At 67.8% G+C, this 14,698-nt stretch carries 13 protein-coding genes; 7 read left to right on the forward strand and 6 right to left on the reverse strand.

Annotation, left to right across the window (positions count from 1 at the left end):
• Positions 1–4: 4 nt before the first annotated feature.
• From AC30PD_RS06130 to AC30PD_RS06140, 3 genes are read right to left on the reverse strand one after another with little or no spacing between them, the layout of a single operon-like run.
• Positions 5–1,060, reverse strand: a complete 1,056-nt coding sequence (locus tag AC30PD_RS06130) for a 2-oxoacid:ferredoxin oxidoreductase subunit beta (RefSeq protein ID WP_489534769.1) — start codon at positions 1,058–1,060, stop codon at positions 5–7.
• Complete coding sequence (locus tag AC30PD_RS06135) at positions 1,057–2,910, reverse strand: 2-oxoacid:acceptor oxidoreductase subunit alpha (RefSeq protein ID WP_489534770.1); 1,854 nt, start codon at positions 2,908–2,910, stop codon at positions 1,057–1,059. Before AC30PD_RS06135 ends, AC30PD_RS06130 begins: the two co-directional genes overlap by 4 nt.
• Positions 2,907–4,739: an FAD-dependent oxidoreductase gene (locus tag AC30PD_RS06140; RefSeq protein ID WP_489534964.1), complete on the reverse strand. Its 1,833-nt coding sequence runs from the start codon at positions 4,737–4,739 to the stop codon at positions 2,907–2,909. The genes AC30PD_RS06135 and AC30PD_RS06140 overlap by 4 nt, the downstream gene beginning before the upstream one ends.
• Positions 4,740–4,921: 182 nt before the next feature.
• On the opposite strand from AC30PD_RS06140, the gene AC30PD_RS06145 reads away from it, so the two are divergent.
• From AC30PD_RS06145 to AC30PD_RS06175, 7 genes are all read left to right on the forward strand, one after another.
• Positions 4,922–5,743, forward strand: coding sequence for a hypothetical protein (locus AC30PD_RS06145; protein ID WP_489534771.1), 822 nt, complete (start codon positions 4,922–4,924; stop codon positions 5,741–5,743).
• Positions 5,744–5,882: 139 nt separating this feature from the next.
• Positions 5,883–7,088: an ROK family protein gene (locus tag AC30PD_RS06150; RefSeq protein WP_489534772.1), complete on the forward strand. Its 1,206-nt coding sequence runs from the start codon at positions 5,883–5,885 to the stop codon at positions 7,086–7,088.
• Complete coding sequence (locus tag AC30PD_RS06155; RefSeq protein ID WP_489534773.1) at positions 7,085–8,569, forward strand: sugar ABC transporter ATP-binding protein; 1,485 nt, start codon at positions 7,085–7,087, stop codon at positions 8,567–8,569. The genes AC30PD_RS06150 and AC30PD_RS06155 overlap by 4 nt, the downstream gene beginning before the upstream one ends.
• Complete coding sequence (locus AC30PD_RS06160; protein ID WP_489534774.1) at positions 8,550–9,554, forward strand: ABC transporter permease; 1,005 nt, start codon at positions 8,550–8,552, stop codon at positions 9,552–9,554. Before AC30PD_RS06155 ends, AC30PD_RS06160 begins: the two co-directional genes overlap by 20 nt.
• A gap of 56 nt (positions 9,555–9,610) precedes the next feature.
• Positions 9,611–10,567 carry a substrate-binding domain-containing protein gene (locus AC30PD_RS06165; protein WP_489534775.1) on the forward strand — a complete coding sequence of 319 codons (957 nt, stop codon included), beginning with the start codon at positions 9,611–9,613 and terminating at the stop codon, positions 10,565–10,567.
• 21 nt (positions 10,568–10,588) lie between these two features.
• Entirely contained in the window at positions 10,589–11,608 is a 1,020-nt protein-coding gene (locus AC30PD_RS06170; protein ID WP_489534776.1) for a sugar phosphate isomerase/epimerase family protein, read from the forward strand.
• The gene (locus tag AC30PD_RS06175) at positions 11,605–12,762 is read left to right on the forward strand and encodes a Gfo/Idh/MocA family protein (protein ID WP_489534777.1); all 1,158 of its coding nucleotides are present in this window, start codon (positions 11,605–11,607) and stop codon (positions 12,760–12,762) included. Before AC30PD_RS06170 ends, AC30PD_RS06175 begins: the two co-directional genes overlap by 4 nt.
• A 15-nt stretch (positions 12,763–12,777) precedes the next feature.
• Here AC30PD_RS06175 and AC30PD_RS06180 read toward each other — a convergent pair whose 3' ends face one another.
• From AC30PD_RS06180 to AC30PD_RS06190, 3 genes are all read right to left on the reverse strand, one after another.
• On the reverse strand, positions 12,778–13,185 hold the full coding sequence (locus AC30PD_RS06180) for an SRPBCC family protein (protein WP_489534778.1): 408 nt from the start codon (positions 13,183–13,185) through the stop codon (positions 12,778–12,780).
• Between the two features lie 118 nt (positions 13,186–13,303).
• Entirely contained in the window at positions 13,304–14,152 is an 849-nt protein-coding gene (locus AC30PD_RS06185; protein ID WP_489534779.1) for a hypothetical protein, read from the reverse strand.
• A gap of 13 nt (positions 14,153–14,165) precedes the next feature.
• Positions 14,166–14,693, reverse strand: a complete 528-nt coding sequence (locus tag AC30PD_RS06190) for a LemA family protein (RefSeq protein WP_489534780.1) — start codon at positions 14,691–14,693, stop codon at positions 14,166–14,168.
• Between the last annotated feature and the right edge of the window lie 5 nt (positions 14,694–14,698).

A 14,698-nucleotide genomic window follows, 5' to 3' on the forward strand; every position in this document is an offset into this window, starting at 1 on the left:
CCCTTCAGGCGAGTTCGGCGTTGATCGCGGCCAGCGCCGCCGCGCCCGGGCACAACTGCGCGTCGCCGAGCCGGTTGAGCGGCACATCGACCGTGTTCAGGTGCGCGTGCAGGTCGTCGGCATCGCCCTTCACGTACAAGAGCCCGGTGAGGATCTCGCCGCGCGATTCGTGCGTGGCGAGGTGGCTCATCGCGGCGAGCCTGTCGCCCGCGTCGTAACCCGCTGCGAGCTTGCGCAGGCGCAGCACGCTGCCGTCGTGCTGCGTCACCTCGATCACTTCGCCGGGCGCGTACATCGCCGTGATGGCGTCGCGGCGCGGCATGAAGTCGAGCCGGTTCACGGCTTCGTTGTGGGCGCGCACGTAGTCGTAGCTCTTGGTGCTGCCGGCGTGGTTGTTGAACGCGACACAAGGGCTGATCACGTCGATCAATGCCGCGCCGCGGTGCCGCATGGCGCCCTTGATCAAGGGCACGAGCTGTTCCTTGTCGCCCGAGAAACTGCGGGCGACATACGTGGCACCGAGCTGCAGCGCGAGCGCTGCGAGGTCGATCGCGGTGTCGGTGTTCAATACGCCTTTCTTGCTCTTGCTGCCCTGGTCGGCGGTGGCCGAGAACTGGCCCTTGGTCAGGCCGTAGACGCCGTTGTTCTCGACGATGTAGGTCATGTTCACGCCGCGCCGCATCGCGTGGGCGAACTGGCCGAGGCCGATGCTGGCCGAGTCGCCGTCGCCCGAGACGCCGAGGTAGAGCAGCTCGCGGTTCGCGAGGTTGGCACCGGTCGCCACCGAGGGCATGCGGCCGTGCACGGTGTTGAAGCCGTGCGAGTTGCCGAGAAAGTAGTCGGGCGTCTTCGACGAGCAGCCGATGCCCGAGAGCTTGGCCACGAGGTGCGGCTCGATCTCGAGCTCCCAGCAGGCCTGCACGATCGCGGCCGAGATCGAGTCGTGCCCGCAGCCGGCGCACAGCGTGCTGATCTTGCCTTCGTAGTCACGCCGCGTCAGGCCGAGCTTGTTTGCAGGCAGCGTGGGGTGGTGCAGTTTCGGTTTGGCCAGGTAGGTCATGCTGCTTGGCCCTTCTTCTTGATCGGCTCGACGTTGTGCGCCTGGATGTGTTTGGCAATCGCCGCGGTGATGAAGCGCGCCGTGATCGGCGTGCCGTCGTAGTGCAGGATCGGCTGCAGCCGCGCCGGGTCGATTTCCTGTTCGGTGGTCAGCAGCGTGCGCAGTTGCGCGTCGCGGTTCTGTTCGATCACGAACACGGTGTCGTGCGCGGCGATGAACGCGTCGACCGCAGCGCTGAACGGGAACGCGCGGATGCGCAGCGTGTCGACGTGAATGCCTTGCGCCTGCAGCGTGTCGAAGGCCTCGTGCATCGCCGGGCTGGTCGAGCCGTAGTGGATCACGCCGAAGCGCGTGGGCTTGGCGGCCGCGCGCTTCACGGGCTGCGGCACCAGATCCTTGGCGGTCTCGAATTTCTTCAGCAGCCGCTCGACGTTGTAGAGGTAGTCGGGCCCGGCCTCGGAGTAGCGTGCATACGAGTCGCGCGTGGTGCCGCGCGTGAAGTACGCGCCCTTCTTCTCGTGCGTGCCGGGGTAGGTGCGGTAGGGGATGCCGTCGCCGTCGACGTCGAGGTAACGCCCGAAATCCTTGCCGGCTTCGAGCTCGGCGGCCGTCATCACCTTGCCGCGGTCCATGCGCTGCGTGTCGTCCCACGCCAGCGGCTCGCACAGGCGGTGGTTCATGCCGATGTCGAGGTCGGTCATCAGGAACACCGGGGTCTGCAGGCGGTCGGCCAGGTCGAGGCACTTGGCGCCGAACTCGAAACACTCGTGCGGGTCTTCGGGGAACAGCAGCACGTGCTTGGTGTCGCCGTGCGAGGCATAAGCACAGCTGATCACGTCGGCCTGCTGGGTGCGCGTGGGCATGCCGGTGCTCGGCCCGCCACGCTGCACATTGATGATCGTGACCGGGATCTCGGCGAAGTAGGCCAGGCCGATGAACTCGGTCATCAGCGACACACCCGGCCCCGAGGTGCAGGTGAAGGCGCGCGCGCCGTTCCAGCCCGCGCCGGTGACGATGCCGATCGAGGCGATCTCGTCTTCGGCCTGCACGATCGCGAACTTGTTCTTGCCGGTGGCTTTGTCGACGCGCAGCTTCGAGCAGTATTTCTGGAAGGCTTCGGCGACCGACGAACTCGGCGTGATCGGGTACCACGCACACACCGTGGCGCCGCCGTACACGCAGCCGAGCGCGGCGGCCGCATTGCCTTCCATGAAGATGCGTTGGCCGACCGCGTCACGCCGCTCCACCTTCAGCCCGAGCGCGTCGTCGAAGTATTCGCGGCCGTGGTGCAGCCCCATCATGAAAGCGTCGAGGTTGGGCTGGATCAGCTTGGCCTTGCCCTTGTACTGCTCGCCGAGCAGCGTGGCGATCACTTCGGGCTCGATGCCGAGCATCGCGGCCAGCACGCCGACGTAGACGATGTTCTTCAGCAACTGGCGTTCGCGCGGGTCGGTGTAGCGCGTGGCGCACAGGTCGGTCAGCGGTACGCCGAGCACGTGGATGTCATCGCGGAACGCGCCGGCCGGCATCGGCTTGGAGCTGTCGTACATCAGGTAGCCGCCGGGCTCCAGCTCGGCGACGTCTTTCTCCCAGGTCTGCGGGTTCATCGCCACCATCAGGTCGACGCCGCCGCGCCGCGCCTGGTAACCGTGTTCGTTGACACGCACCTCGTACCAGGTGGGCAGGCCCTGGATGTTGCTCGGGAAGATGTTGCGCGGGCTCACCGGCACGCCCATGCGCAGCAGGCTGCGCGCGAACAGCTCGTTGGCCGAGGCCGAGCCCGAGCCGTTGACGTTGGCGAACTTGACGACGAAGTCGTTGACCGCTTCGATGCGCTGGGGCTTCTTCATGCGGCCTTCCTCTTCTCGCTGCGCCGTTCGGTGCGGCAGCCGCGCCCGGCCTGCGTCAGGTCGATCAGGAACTTCTGCATGTCCCAGGCGCCGGTGGGGCAGCGTTCGGCGCACAGGCCGCAGTGCAGGCACACGTCTTCGTCTTTCACCATCACGCGCCCGGTCTTCAGGTCGCCAGACACGTACAAGGCCTGGTCGGCGTGCCGTGCCGGTGCGCGCAGCCGCGTGCGCAGATCGGCTTCGTCGCCATTCGTGGTGAAGCTGATGCAGTCGGTCGGGCAGATGTCGACACACGCGTCGCATTCGATGCACTGGCCGGTGTTGAACACCGTCTGCACGTCGCAGTTCAGGCAACGCTGCGCTTCTTTCCACGCGGTGGCCGGGTCGAAGCCGAGCTCGACCTCGATCTTGATGTTGCGCAGCGACTTGTTCACGTCGTGCCACGGCACCTTGTGGCGCAGCTCGGGTGTCACGTCGTTGTCGTAGCTCCACTGATGGATGCCCATCTTCTGCGACACCAGCGTCACGCCAGGCGCCGGGCGTTCGCTCACGTCTTCGCCGTGCAGGAACTTGTCGATCGAGATCGCAGCGGCGTGGCCTTGCGCCACGGCCCAGATGATGTTCTTCGGCCCGAGCGCGGCGTCGCCGCCGAAGAACACGTTGGGTCGGCTCGATTGCAAGGTGGTGGCGTCGAGCTGCGGCATGCCGTGTTCGTTGAAGGCCACGCCCGCGTCGCGCTCGATCCAGGGGAACGCGTTCTCCTGGCCGACCGCCACCAGCACTTCGTCGCAATCGAACACCTGTTCGGGCTCGTTCGTCGAGACCAGCTGTCGCTTGCCGTTCGCATCACGCACCGCGCGCACCTTGTCGAACGACATGCCGACGAGTTTGCCGCCTTCGTGAAGAAAGGCCTTCGGCACCAGGCAGTCGAGGATCGGGATGCCTTCGTGCGCCGCGTCTTCCTTCTCCCAGGGCGAGGCTTTCATCTCGGCGGCCGGCGAACGCACGATCACCTTCACGTCGTCGCCGCCCAGCCGCTTGGCGCTGCGGCAGCAGTCCATCGCGGTGTTGCCACCGCCGAGCACGATCACGCGTTTGCCGATCTTCGTGACGTGGCCGAACGAGACTGACGACAGCCAGTCGATGCCGATGTGGATGTGCGACGCGGCTTCGGCGCGGCCGGGGATCGCGAGGTCGCGCCCGCGCGGCGCGCCCGAGCCGACGAAGACCGCGTCCCAGCCTTCGGCGAGCAATGCTTTCATTGAATCGATGCGCGTGCCGGCACGGAACTCGACACCGAGCTTGAGCACGTAGCCGGTCTCTTCGTCGATCACTTCTTCGGGCAGGCGAAAGCGCGGGATCTGCGAGCGGATCATGCCGCCGGCCTGGGCCTCGCCGTCGAACACCGTGACCGAATAACCGAGCGGCGCGAGATCGCGGGCCACCGTGAGCGCCGCCGGCCCGGCGCCCACGCAGGCGATGCGTTTGCCGTTCTTCGCCGCCACCAGGGTGGGCAAGCGGTCGGTGACGTCTTCCTTGAAGTCGGCCGCCACACGCTTCAGGCGGCAGATGGCCACCGGCTCGGGCTGCGTGGCCTGCGCTTCTTCGACGCGGCCGCGCCGGCAGGCCGGCTCGCACGGCCGGTCGCAGGTGCGGCCGAGAATGCCCGGGAACACGTTGGACGCCCAGTTCACCATGTAGGCGTCGGTGAAGCGGCCCGCCGCGATCAGGCGGATGTACTCGGGAACCGGGGTGTGGGCCGGGCAGGCCCACTGGCAATCGACGACCTTGTGAAAGTAGTCGGGGTGCTGGATGTCGGTGGCTTGCAACGAGTCCTGTTCCGCGCGGGGCAGGGGGTTCTGCGGCGCGCTGCTGCGCATGGGGTGCACCGATGCTAGGGCGGGCTGCTGGCACTGTCAGCCCGGGTTTGCGCCAGTGTGGTGCGGCCTGTGCTAGCGTGCACGGCCGCGCAACAAAAGTTGACCTTGACACGACGAGGAGCGAGACGACCATGAACCTGACAACCGTGTTCCGAGGTTTTGCACTGCTCGCTGCGGCGGTGCCGGCATGGGCTGACAACGGGCAGGGCCTCGACCAGTCGTTCTGGTTCCAGATCAGCGGCTACCGGCCGAGCATCGAGTCGAAGCTGCAGATCAGCCCGAGCACCGGCGCCGGCACCGAACTGAGCTTCGAGCGCGACCTGGGCCTGGCCGACCGCAAGACGCTGCCGGCCTTGTTGATCGGCAGCCGTTTTGGCGACGCCTGGCGCGCCGAGTTCGAGTACTTCAAGCTGGCGCGCAGCGCACGCCAGAACCTCGTGAACGGCAGCATCACGGTCGACGACACGGTCTATCCGGTCACGGCCAACGTGGCGAGCCAGTTCGACTCGCAGGTCTACCGGGTGGGCCTGGGCTACTCGTTCTTCAAGACGCCCGACGCTGAAGTCGGCGCCGTGCTCGGCCTGCATGTCACCGACTTCAAGGTGGCGTTGCAGGGCGATGGTCTGGTCAACGGCCAGCCCGTGTCTTCGCGGCGCGAGCAGCGGGAAGAGGTGGTGCCACTGCCCACGCTCGGGGTGTACGCCGGCGTCGCGTTCGCTCCGAACTGGCTGGCTTCGGGGCGCATCGATGTGCTGTCGCTGAAGGTCGGCGACTACCGCGGCAAGCTGCTGAACATGCAGGCCAACCTGATCTACCGATTCACGCCGAACGTCGGTGTGGGCCTGGGCTACCGGTTCGACGACTACCGGCTCAGAGCCACCCGCGACGACTGGCGCGGCAAGCTCGAATACAAGTTCAGCGGCCCGCAGGTGTTGATGGACATCGGCTTCTGAGGATGACTGCAGCAGGTGGTTTTTCGAGATAAACCCAAATCAGGTCAAAGATTGATCTTGTGCGGCTGAAGTCTGGCTCCTAAGATTTGTGCACCGTGCCGCAGAGCGCGGTCGCAGAACCACCTGGAGACAACCCGCGATGAGCCGTTGGGCGCAGCTGTCGGCGAATGAACTGAGCGTGCTCGAAGGCGTGTTCTGGTCGCACGGCCCGTCGCGCGAGGCTTTGTCGTCGCACCTCGACTTCTCGAAGACGCGCGCGAACGCCGTGGTCGCCGGCCTGATCGAGCAGGGCTGGCTCGACGAGGTCGGCCCGCTCGCCTCTTCGGGCGGGCGCCGCGCCGAAACCCTGCAACTGCACCGCGGCCTGGGCGTGTTGTTGTGCGCCGCGCTCGGTGCCACCAGTGTCGAAGTGGCGGTGCTCACACCCGACTTGCAGGTGCTGGCGCGTCATGGCGAGCCGATCGACGTGCGCGCCGGCCCGGGCATCGTGTTGTCACGCATGCGCACGCTGATGCGCGAGCTGCTGGCGCGTGGCGGCTTCAAGCCGCGCCAGGTGATCGGCATCGGCGTCGGCGTGCCGGGGCCGGTCGACTTCGCCAGCGGCCAGCTCGTCGAGCCGCCGCTGATGCCGCACTGGGACAGTTACTCGATCCGCGACGACCTGCGCGCCGACTACGACGCGCCGGTCTGGGTCGACAACGACGTGAACCTGATGGCGCTCGGCGAGCTGTGGCGCCTGAAGCGCGCGCTGCCGAATTTTCTCGTCATCAAGGTCGGCACCGGCATCGGCTGCGGCGTGGTCTGCCACGGCGAGGTCTACCGCGGTGCCAACGGCTCGGCTGGCGACGTGGGCCACATCTGCGTCGACCCTTCCGGCCCGCGCTGCCACTGCGGCAACCTGGGCTGTGTGGAGACCATGGCGGCCGGCCCGGCGATCGCCCGCCTGGCCGCCGAAGCGGCGCGCAGCGGGGCCAGCCCGATGCTCGCCGAGCGCCTGGCCGCGCAGGGCCAGCTCGCGCCCGAAGACGTGGGCCACGCCGGCCGCGCCGGCGACGCCGCCGCGAACGCGATCGTGCAGCGCGCCGGCACGCTGATCGGGCAGATGCTCGCGTCGGTCGTCAACTTCTTCAACCCGTCGCACGTGTTCGTCGGCGGCGGGGTCACGCGCATCGGGCCGCTCTTTCTGGCGTCGCTGCGGCAAAGCGTGTACCAGCGCTCGCTGGCGCTGTCGACGCGGCACCTCGAGATCCTCTACTCGCCGCTCGGCGACCAGTCGGGGTTGATCGGTGCGGGGGTTCTCGCGCTGCAGGAAACGCTGCGCGCGCGGGGAAAGGTGCCCGCATGACGGCCGTGGCGTTCGACAAGGTGGTGAAGTCCTTCGGGCCCGTCGAAGTGCTGCACGGCGTGAGCTTCGATCTCGCGCCCGGCCGCGTCGTGGGCCTGCTCGGCGAGAACGGCGCCGGCAAGAGCACGCTGATGAAGATCCTGGCCGGCTACGAAGGTTTGAGCGGCGGCGAGCTGCGCATCGACGGCACGCCCGTGCGCTTCGACGGCCCGCGCGACGCCGAGGCCAAAGGCATCGTGATGATCCACCAGGAGTTCGCGCTCGCCGAAGACCTGACGATCTCGCAGAACATCTTTCTCGGCCACGAACTCACGCGTGGCCTGTGGCTCGACGACACCGTGATGCGCGCCGAGACCTCGCGCGTGCTTCAGCAGGTGGGCCTGGCCGCGAGCCCGGACACGCTCGTTAAGCACCTGATCGTCGCCGAGAAGCAGCTGGTCGAGATCGCCAAGGCGCTGCAGCGCCGCGCGCGGCTGCTCATCATGGACGAGCCCACCGCCACGCTCACGCCCGGTGAAACCGAGCGCCTGTTCGCGCTGATCGCGCAGCTCAAGGCCGACGGCGTGACGGTGGTCTACATCTCGCACAAGCTCGACGAAGTGGAGCGCGTGACCGACGAGATCGTGGTGATGCGTGATGGCCTGTTCGTCACGCGCGGGATCACCGCCGACCTGGCGCGCCAGCAGATGGCCAACCTGATGGTCGGCCGCGAACTCAGTGATCTCTACCCGCCCCGCGACACGCGGCCGCTGGCGGCCCCACGGCTGAAGGTGCAGTCGCTGACGGTGCCGGGCTGGGCCCGCGACGTGAGCTTCGAGGTGGCGCCGGGCGAGATCCTCGGCTTCGCCGGCCTCGTCGGCGCCGGCCGCACCGAGCTGTTCGAAGGGCTGCTCGGCCTGCGCCCGCACCAGGTGGCGCGGGTCGAGCTCGATGGCCGCGAGCTGCGCTTGCGCAGCCCGCGCGAAGCGGCCGACCAGGGCCTGACCTACCTGAGCGAAGACCGCAAGGGCAAGGGCCTGCACGTCGACTTCGGCTTGCGCGAGAACCTCACGCTGATGGCGCTGCGGCAGTACGCCGCGCCGTGGCTCCAGCCCGACGCGGAGAAGGCAGCGCTGAAGACGGCGGTCGCCGACTTCGGCATCCGCACCGGCTCGCTGACGATCAAGGCCTCGTCGCTGTCCGGCGGCAACCAGCAGAAGCTCGCACTCGCAAAAGTGCTGCACCCCGAGCCGAAAGTGATCGTGCTGGACGAGCCGACGCGCGGCGTCGACGTCGGTGCCAAGCGCGACATCTATTTCCTGATCCAGCGCCTGGCCCGTGAAGGCCGCGCGGTGATCGTCATTTCGTCCGAGCTGATGGAGCTGATCGGCATCTGCCACCGCATCGTCGTGATGCGTGGCGGCGCCGTGCAGGCCACGCTGGCAGTGGACGCCCAACTCAGCGAAGAGGTTCTGATCCGCCATGCCACAGGAACGCACTGAGAGGGCACGCACCGAAGGCTCGGCCGCGCGCGGCTGGTGGTCGCGCCTGCACGGCGTGGGGCCGGTCGCCGGCCTGCTGCTGCTGTGCATCGCCGGCACGCTGCTCAACCGCGACTTCGCGACGCTCGACAATGCGATGAACGTGCTGACCCGCACCGCTTTCATCGGCATCATCGCGGTGGGCATGTGCTTCGTGATCATCAGCGGCGGCATCGATCTGTCGGTCGGCTCGATGGCGGCGCTGATCGCCGGCTGCGTGATCTGGCTGATGAACCACCTCGGCACGCAAGGGCTGCCGCCGCTGGCGATCGTCGCGATCGGTGCCGCTTCTGCCGTGCTGCTGGGGGCACTGTTCGGCATGGCGCACGGCCTCTTGATCACGCGCGGTCGCATCGAGCCGTTCATCGTCACGCTCGGCACGCTGGGCATCTTTCGCGCCTACCTGACCTACCTGTCCAACGGCGGCGCGCTCACGCTCGACGACAAGCTCGCCGACGTCTACGCCCCGGTCTACTACGGCGCGCTGTTGGGCGTGCCGATGCCGGTGTGGGTCTTTCTCGTCGTCGCCGTGATCGGCGCGCTGCTGCTGAACCGCACCGCGTACGGCCGCTACGTGCAGGCGATCGGCTCGAACGAGCAGGTCGCGCGCTACGCCGCCGTCGACGTCGACCGAGTCAAGCTGCTGACCTACGTGCTGCTCGGCGCCTGCGTCGGCGTGGCCACGCTGCTCTACGTGCCGCGCCTGGGCTCGGCCTCGCCGACGACCGGCCTGCTCTGGGAGCTGGAGGCGATCGCCTCGGTGATCGTCGGCGGCACGGCGCTCAAGGGCGGCGCGGGCAGCATCACCGGCACCGTGATCGGCGCGGTCTTGCTCTCGGTCATCAGCAACATCCTCAACCTCACCAGCGTGATCAGCGTGTACCTGAACGCGGCGGTGCAGGGGTTCGTGATCATCATCGTCGCGTTCATGCAAAGACGACGCTAGTTTTTCCACCGCAGCAAGTCGCTGCATTTCCATCAGTCCAGAAACGGAGACAAACCATGAAGCTCATCACCCGCAGAACCGTACTCGCGCTGGCGCTGGCGGCCGGCAGTGCCGGCGCCTTCGCGCAGACCAAGGTCAACGTCGGCGTGTCGATCCCGACCGCCACGCACAGCTTCGCCGCCGGCATCGTGTGGTGGGCCAACGAGGCGAAGAAAGAGCTCGAGAAGAAGTACCCGGACGTGAAGGTCACGATCAAGACCGCGGCCAACGCCGGCGAGCAGGCCAACCAGCTGCAAGACCTGATGACGGTGACGAAGATCGACACGCTGGTCGTCTTCCCGTTCGAGTCGGGCCCGCTCACCAAGCCGGTCGAGCAGATCCACAGCAAGGGCGTGTACGTCACCGTGGTCGACCGCGGCCTCACCAACCCGTCGGGCCAGGACGCCTACGTCGCCGGTGACAACACGGCGTTCGGCAAGATCCCGGCCGAGTACATCGCGCAGAAGCTCGGTGGCAAGGGCGAGATCGTCGCGCTGCGCGGCATCGCCACCACCCTCGACAACGAGCGCATGGACGCGTTCAACGCGGTGCTGAAGAACCACCCCGGCATCAAGCTGCTCGACGCCAAGTACGGCAACTGGAACCGCGACGACGCGTTCAAGGTGATGCAGGACTTCCTGACCCGCTTCAAGCACATCGATGCCGTCTGGGCCGCCGACGACGACATGTCGGTCGGCGTGCTCAAGGCCATCGACCAGGCCAAGCGCACCGACATCAAGCTGGTGTTCGGCGGCGCCGGCGCCAAGGGCAGCATCAAGACGCTGATGGACGGCAGCGATCCGCGCATCCAGGCCAACGTCTCCTACTCGCCGAAGTTCATGTACGACGCGATCAAGATGACGGCCGAGGCGCGCCGCAAGGGCGAGAAGCTGCCCGCGAACAACATCGTGCCCTCGGTGCTGATCACCAAAGAGAAGGCCAAGGACTTCTACTTCCCGGACTCGCCGTTCTGATCTGAGCGCAAGGAGCTGAACATGACCCGCCCCGTCACGCTTTTCACCGGCCAATGGGCCGACCTGCCGCTCGCCGAACTCGCGCCACTGGCCAAACGCATGGGTTACGACGGCCTGGAGCTGGCGTGCTGGGGCGACCATTTCAATGTGCAGGAGGCGCTCGCGTCGAAGCACTACGTGGCCGACAAGCGGGCGCTGCTCGCGAAACACGGCCTGCAGTGCTTCGCGATCGGCAACCACCTGGTCGGCCAGGCGGTGTGCGACCTGATCGACGCGCGCCACGAATCGATCCTGCCCACGCACGTGTGGGGCGATGGCGACCCCGAAGGCGTGCGCCGCCGCGCCGCGCGCGAGTTGCAAGACACGGCGCGTGCGGCACAGGCGTTCGGCGTGAAGACCGTGACCGGCTTCACCGGCTCGTCGATCTGGCACTCGATCTACGCTTTCCCGCCGACCACGCAGGCGTATTGGGACGCCGGGTTCGCCGACTTCGGCGCGCGCTTCACACCCATTCTCAACACATTCGACGAGTGCGACGTGAACTTCGCGCTCGAGGTGCACCCGACCGAGATCGCGTTCGACATCGCGAGCAGCGAACGCGCGATCGCCGCGGTGAATGGCCACCGCCGCTTCGGCTTCAACTTCGACCCCAGCCACCTCGGCTACCAGGGCGTCGACTACATCCGCTTCATCCGCACTTTCGGCCCGCGCATCTTCAACGCGCACATGAAAGACGTGTGGTGGGGCAAGGGCGACGGCACGGTCGGCACCTTCGGCGGGCACACCAGCTTCGGCGACGCGCGCCGCACCTGGGACTTCCGCAGCGTCGGCCGCGGCATGATCGACTTCGAGTCGCTGATCGTGGCGCTCAACGACGTGGGCTACCAGGGCCCGCTCTCGGTCGAATGGGAAGACAGCCGCATGGACCGCGTGCACGGCGCCACCGAAAGTGCGGCCTTCTGCAAGCGGCTCGACTTCGAGCCGGCGCAGGGCGCATTCGATGCGGTGTTCGACAAGAAGAAGCAGGCAGCGTCGGCATGACACGCCCGCTCCGTTATGCGATGGTCGGCGGTGGGCGCGATGCCTTCATCGGCGCCGTGCACCGCCATGCGATGGCGCTCGACGGGCAGTACACGCTGGTGGCTGGCGCGCTCTCGTCGTCGCCCGACAAGGCGCGCGCCTCGGGTTTTGATCTCGGGCTGCACGACAGCCGCAACCACGGCAGCTGGCAGGCGCTGCTCGACGACGAACTGAAGCGGCCGCCCGAAGAACGCATCGACGTCGTCAGCATCGTCACGCCGAACCATGTGCACTACGACGTGGCGCGCGCCTTCGTCGACGCCGGTTTCCACGTCGTCTGCGACAAGCCCCTCGTGCACACCAGCGAGCAGGCCGACGACCTCGTCGCGCGTGTCGCGAAGCAGGGCACGCTGTTCGCGGTGACCTACAACTACACGGGCTACCCGATGGTGCGGCAGGCGCGCGAGATGGTGCGCGCCGGCACGATCGGCGCAGTGCGCAAGGTGATCGTCGAATACCACCAGGGCTGGCTCGCCACGCAACTCGAAGGCACCCACAACAAGCAGGCCGACTGGCGCACCGACCCGGCACGCAGCGGCATCGCCGGTGCCATCGGCGACATCGGCTCGCACGCCGAGAACCTGGCGCTCAGCGTCACCGGCCTCGAGATCGAGAGCCTGTGCGCCGACCTGACGAGCTTCGTGCCCGGCCGCCGGCTCGACGACGACGGCAACCTGCTGTTGCGTTTCACGAACGGCGCGCGGGGTGTCTTGATCGCTTCGCAGATCGAGGCCGGCAACGAAAACGACATCCGGCTGCGTGTGTTCGGCGAGCGCGGCATGCTCGACTGGCGCCAGGAAGACCCGAACCACCTGGTCCACGCACCGATCGACGGCCCAAAGATGATCCTGACGCGCAACTCGCCCTGGCTCAGCGATGCCGCGAAGCGCGCCTGCCGCCTGCCGGCTGGTCACCCCGAAGCGTTCATCGAGGCTTTCGCGAACCTGTACGCCGGCGTCGCCACCGACCTGCGCTCGCGCATCGCGAGCGGGCGGCCCGCATCGGCCGCCGAAGCCGACTACCCGCGCATCGCAGACGGTGCGCGGGGTGTGCGCTTCATCGAACGCACGGTGGCCTCGGCCACGAGCACGCAGAAGTGGATGCCGATGCGCTGACGGCCCGGTGGCCCGTCAGGCGCTGACCCGCGCAGCTTCCAGCGTTCCCTTCATGGCGCGCAGCCCGTGTTCGATCATGCCGGCCACGGTGGGCGCCAGTTCGTCGGGCCGCAGATCGCAGATCCAGACCGCCCGGGTCTGCTCGGGCGCTTCGGCGAAGGCCTGCAACGACGCGTTGTGGTGGCTCAGCCGGCCGCCCACGACCGACCACGCAATGCGCCGCTCGGCATCGTCGACGCTGAGGATCAGCTCCCGGGCGACGAGCCCGTTCGCGAAAGTGACCGTTCTGGCGTCGCCGTCGAACTCGCAGTGCGTCACAAAGCCCTTGGCCACTCGGGTGTGCAGCGCGCCGACGTCTCGCAGGGCGTCCCACACGGCGGCGGCGTCTGTCTCGATCATGATCTCGCGGCGAATCGATGCCATGGTCACCCCTGTTCAGTCTGGCGCTCGACATGAGCTGACAACAGCTTAGTTGCCGCGGCCATGGAAGGCTGGCCGGATTCGGACCCCTCCATCTGCACGAGATGAGCGACGGGCCCGTTCAGTGGGCAGGCCTGGCGCCGGGCACCTCAATGAACAGCTTGGCGAGCGCCGGCGGCAGCGGCGAGTCGAGCAAGGTGCAACTCAGGCGCAGCGCGTCGGCGGCGCCCACGCCGAGGCGGCGGTGCACGCTGTGGGCCACGGCCGCGTCGAACCAGCCGCGCACCAGCACCGGCCGCTGCATCCAGGCCAGCACCTGAAGCTCGTGCAATGCCGACACCAGCGCGTCGGTGTCGGGCGGCACGCAGGCCGGCACCTCGCCATGCTGTTGCCAAGGCGCCATCACGCTCGCGTACCAGGCCGGGCCGGCACCTGGGCTATTGGCGTCGGTCGCCTCCGCCGGCACCATGCGCGACAGGAAGGCGCTGTAGCTCGCGATCGCGTTCAGCATGTCGCCTTCGAGTTGAGACAACTCCACGCTGGCCGCGGTCTTGACCTTCACGGCGGCGTTGCCACCGAGCCGCTGCCGCATCGCGAGCCAGTGCAGGCGGTCGATCGGCCGCACCGAGCCGCGCGCCTGCATCACCCGGCGTGTCGCTTCGAGCAGCGCCTGGCGCGCCGGCAAGGGCTGGCGCCGCATGCGCGAGAGCAGTTGCTCGAACCACGGCAGGCGTGCATTCGCCTGCAGGTGGCCCACGTGAGCGAGCAGCGCCTGTGCTTCGGGCAGTGTTTCGTTGTCGGCCGCCCAAGCCCGTTCGGCGCGGCGGCTGCCGGCCGGCAGCATCAGGGCGAGCAGGGCGGCCTGCAACTCCAGCGCACCGTTGACGCGCCCCAGCGCGGCGGCCGCGGCCTCGTGCCATTCGTTCTTCTGTTCGGCCGAAGGCTCTTCGTTGTGCCGGTTGTCATCCATGGGTGGGCAGGCCTCACAAGGTGCCTGCGGCCTTGAAGCCGAACAGGCTGACGATCAGGACCGTCGGAAACTGCTTCACGGCGTGGTTGTACTCCAGCACCGCGTCGTTGAACTGGCGCCGTGCGAACGCCAGCGTGGTGTCGGTCGCGGTGATGCGGGCACCGAGTTCCTGCGCTTCGGCGTTCGCCGGCCATTGCGCGGCCAGGCGCGCGCGCGATTCGTTCAGGATCTCTTCGGCCAGCCGCAGGCTCGCGATCGCACCGCTCGAGCCGGGCCGCAGCCGAGCATGGGAACAAGCGGCTTCGGCCTGCTGGCAGGCCGCGTTCAGTGCGTCGAGCGACAGGCCGGTGTCGCCGAGCAGCGGTGCCAGCGTTTCGAGCTGTTCGTGCAGCAGCGCGTGGCGCAGCCTGAACTGTTCGTCGACCGGTGCGAACTGGCGCACGATGGCGCTGCGCAAGCCGACGAGCCGGTTGTAGGCCCCCACGACCCAGAACACCAGCGCGGCGCCGACCACGCAGCAGACGATCTGAAAGGTGCTCAAACCGG

It is taken from the genome of Rhizobacter sp. (genome assembly GCF_032229685.1).
GTDB lineage: Bacteria > Pseudomonadota > Gammaproteobacteria > Burkholderiales > Burkholderiaceae_C > LMDS01.

Excerpts from the sequence above, each read along its gene's own strand:
- AC30PD_RS06130 (WP_489534769.1), bottom strand. The coding sequence starts at position 1,060 with ATGACCTACCTGGCCAAACCGAAACTGCACCACCCCACGCTGCCTGCA.
- AC30PD_RS06135 (WP_489534770.1), bottom strand. The coding sequence starts at position 2,910 with ATGAAGAAGCCCCAGCGCATCGAAGCGGTCAACGACTTCGTCGTCAAG.
- AC30PD_RS06145 (WP_489534771.1), top strand. The coding sequence starts at position 4,922 with ATGAACCTGACAACCGTGTTCCGAGGTTTTGCACTGCTCGCTGCGGCG.
- AC30PD_RS06150 (WP_489534772.1), top strand. The coding sequence starts at position 5,883 with ATGAGCCGTTGGGCGCAGCTGTCGGCGAATGAACTGAGCGTGCTCGAA.
- AC30PD_RS06155 (WP_489534773.1), top strand. The coding sequence starts at position 7,085 with ATGACGGCCGTGGCGTTCGACAAGGTGGTGAAGTCCTTCGGGCCCGTC.
- AC30PD_RS06160 (WP_489534774.1), top strand. The coding sequence starts at position 8,550 with ATGCCACAGGAACGCACTGAGAGGGCACGCACCGAAGGCTCGGCCGCG.
- AC30PD_RS06165 (WP_489534775.1), top strand. The coding sequence starts at position 9,611 with ATGAAGCTCATCACCCGCAGAACCGTACTCGCGCTGGCGCTGGCGGCC.
- AC30PD_RS06170 (WP_489534776.1), top strand. The coding sequence starts at position 10,589 with ATGACCCGCCCCGTCACGCTTTTCACCGGCCAATGGGCCGACCTGCCG.
- AC30PD_RS06175 (WP_489534777.1), top strand. The coding sequence starts at position 11,605 with ATGACACGCCCGCTCCGTTATGCGATGGTCGGCGGTGGGCGCGATGCC.
- AC30PD_RS06180 (WP_489534778.1), bottom strand. The coding sequence starts at position 13,185 with ATGGCATCGATTCGCCGCGAGATCATGATCGAGACAGACGCCGCCGCC.
- AC30PD_RS06185 (WP_489534779.1), bottom strand. The coding sequence starts at position 14,152 with ATGGATGACAACCGGCACAACGAAGAGCCTTCGGCCGAACAGAAGAAC.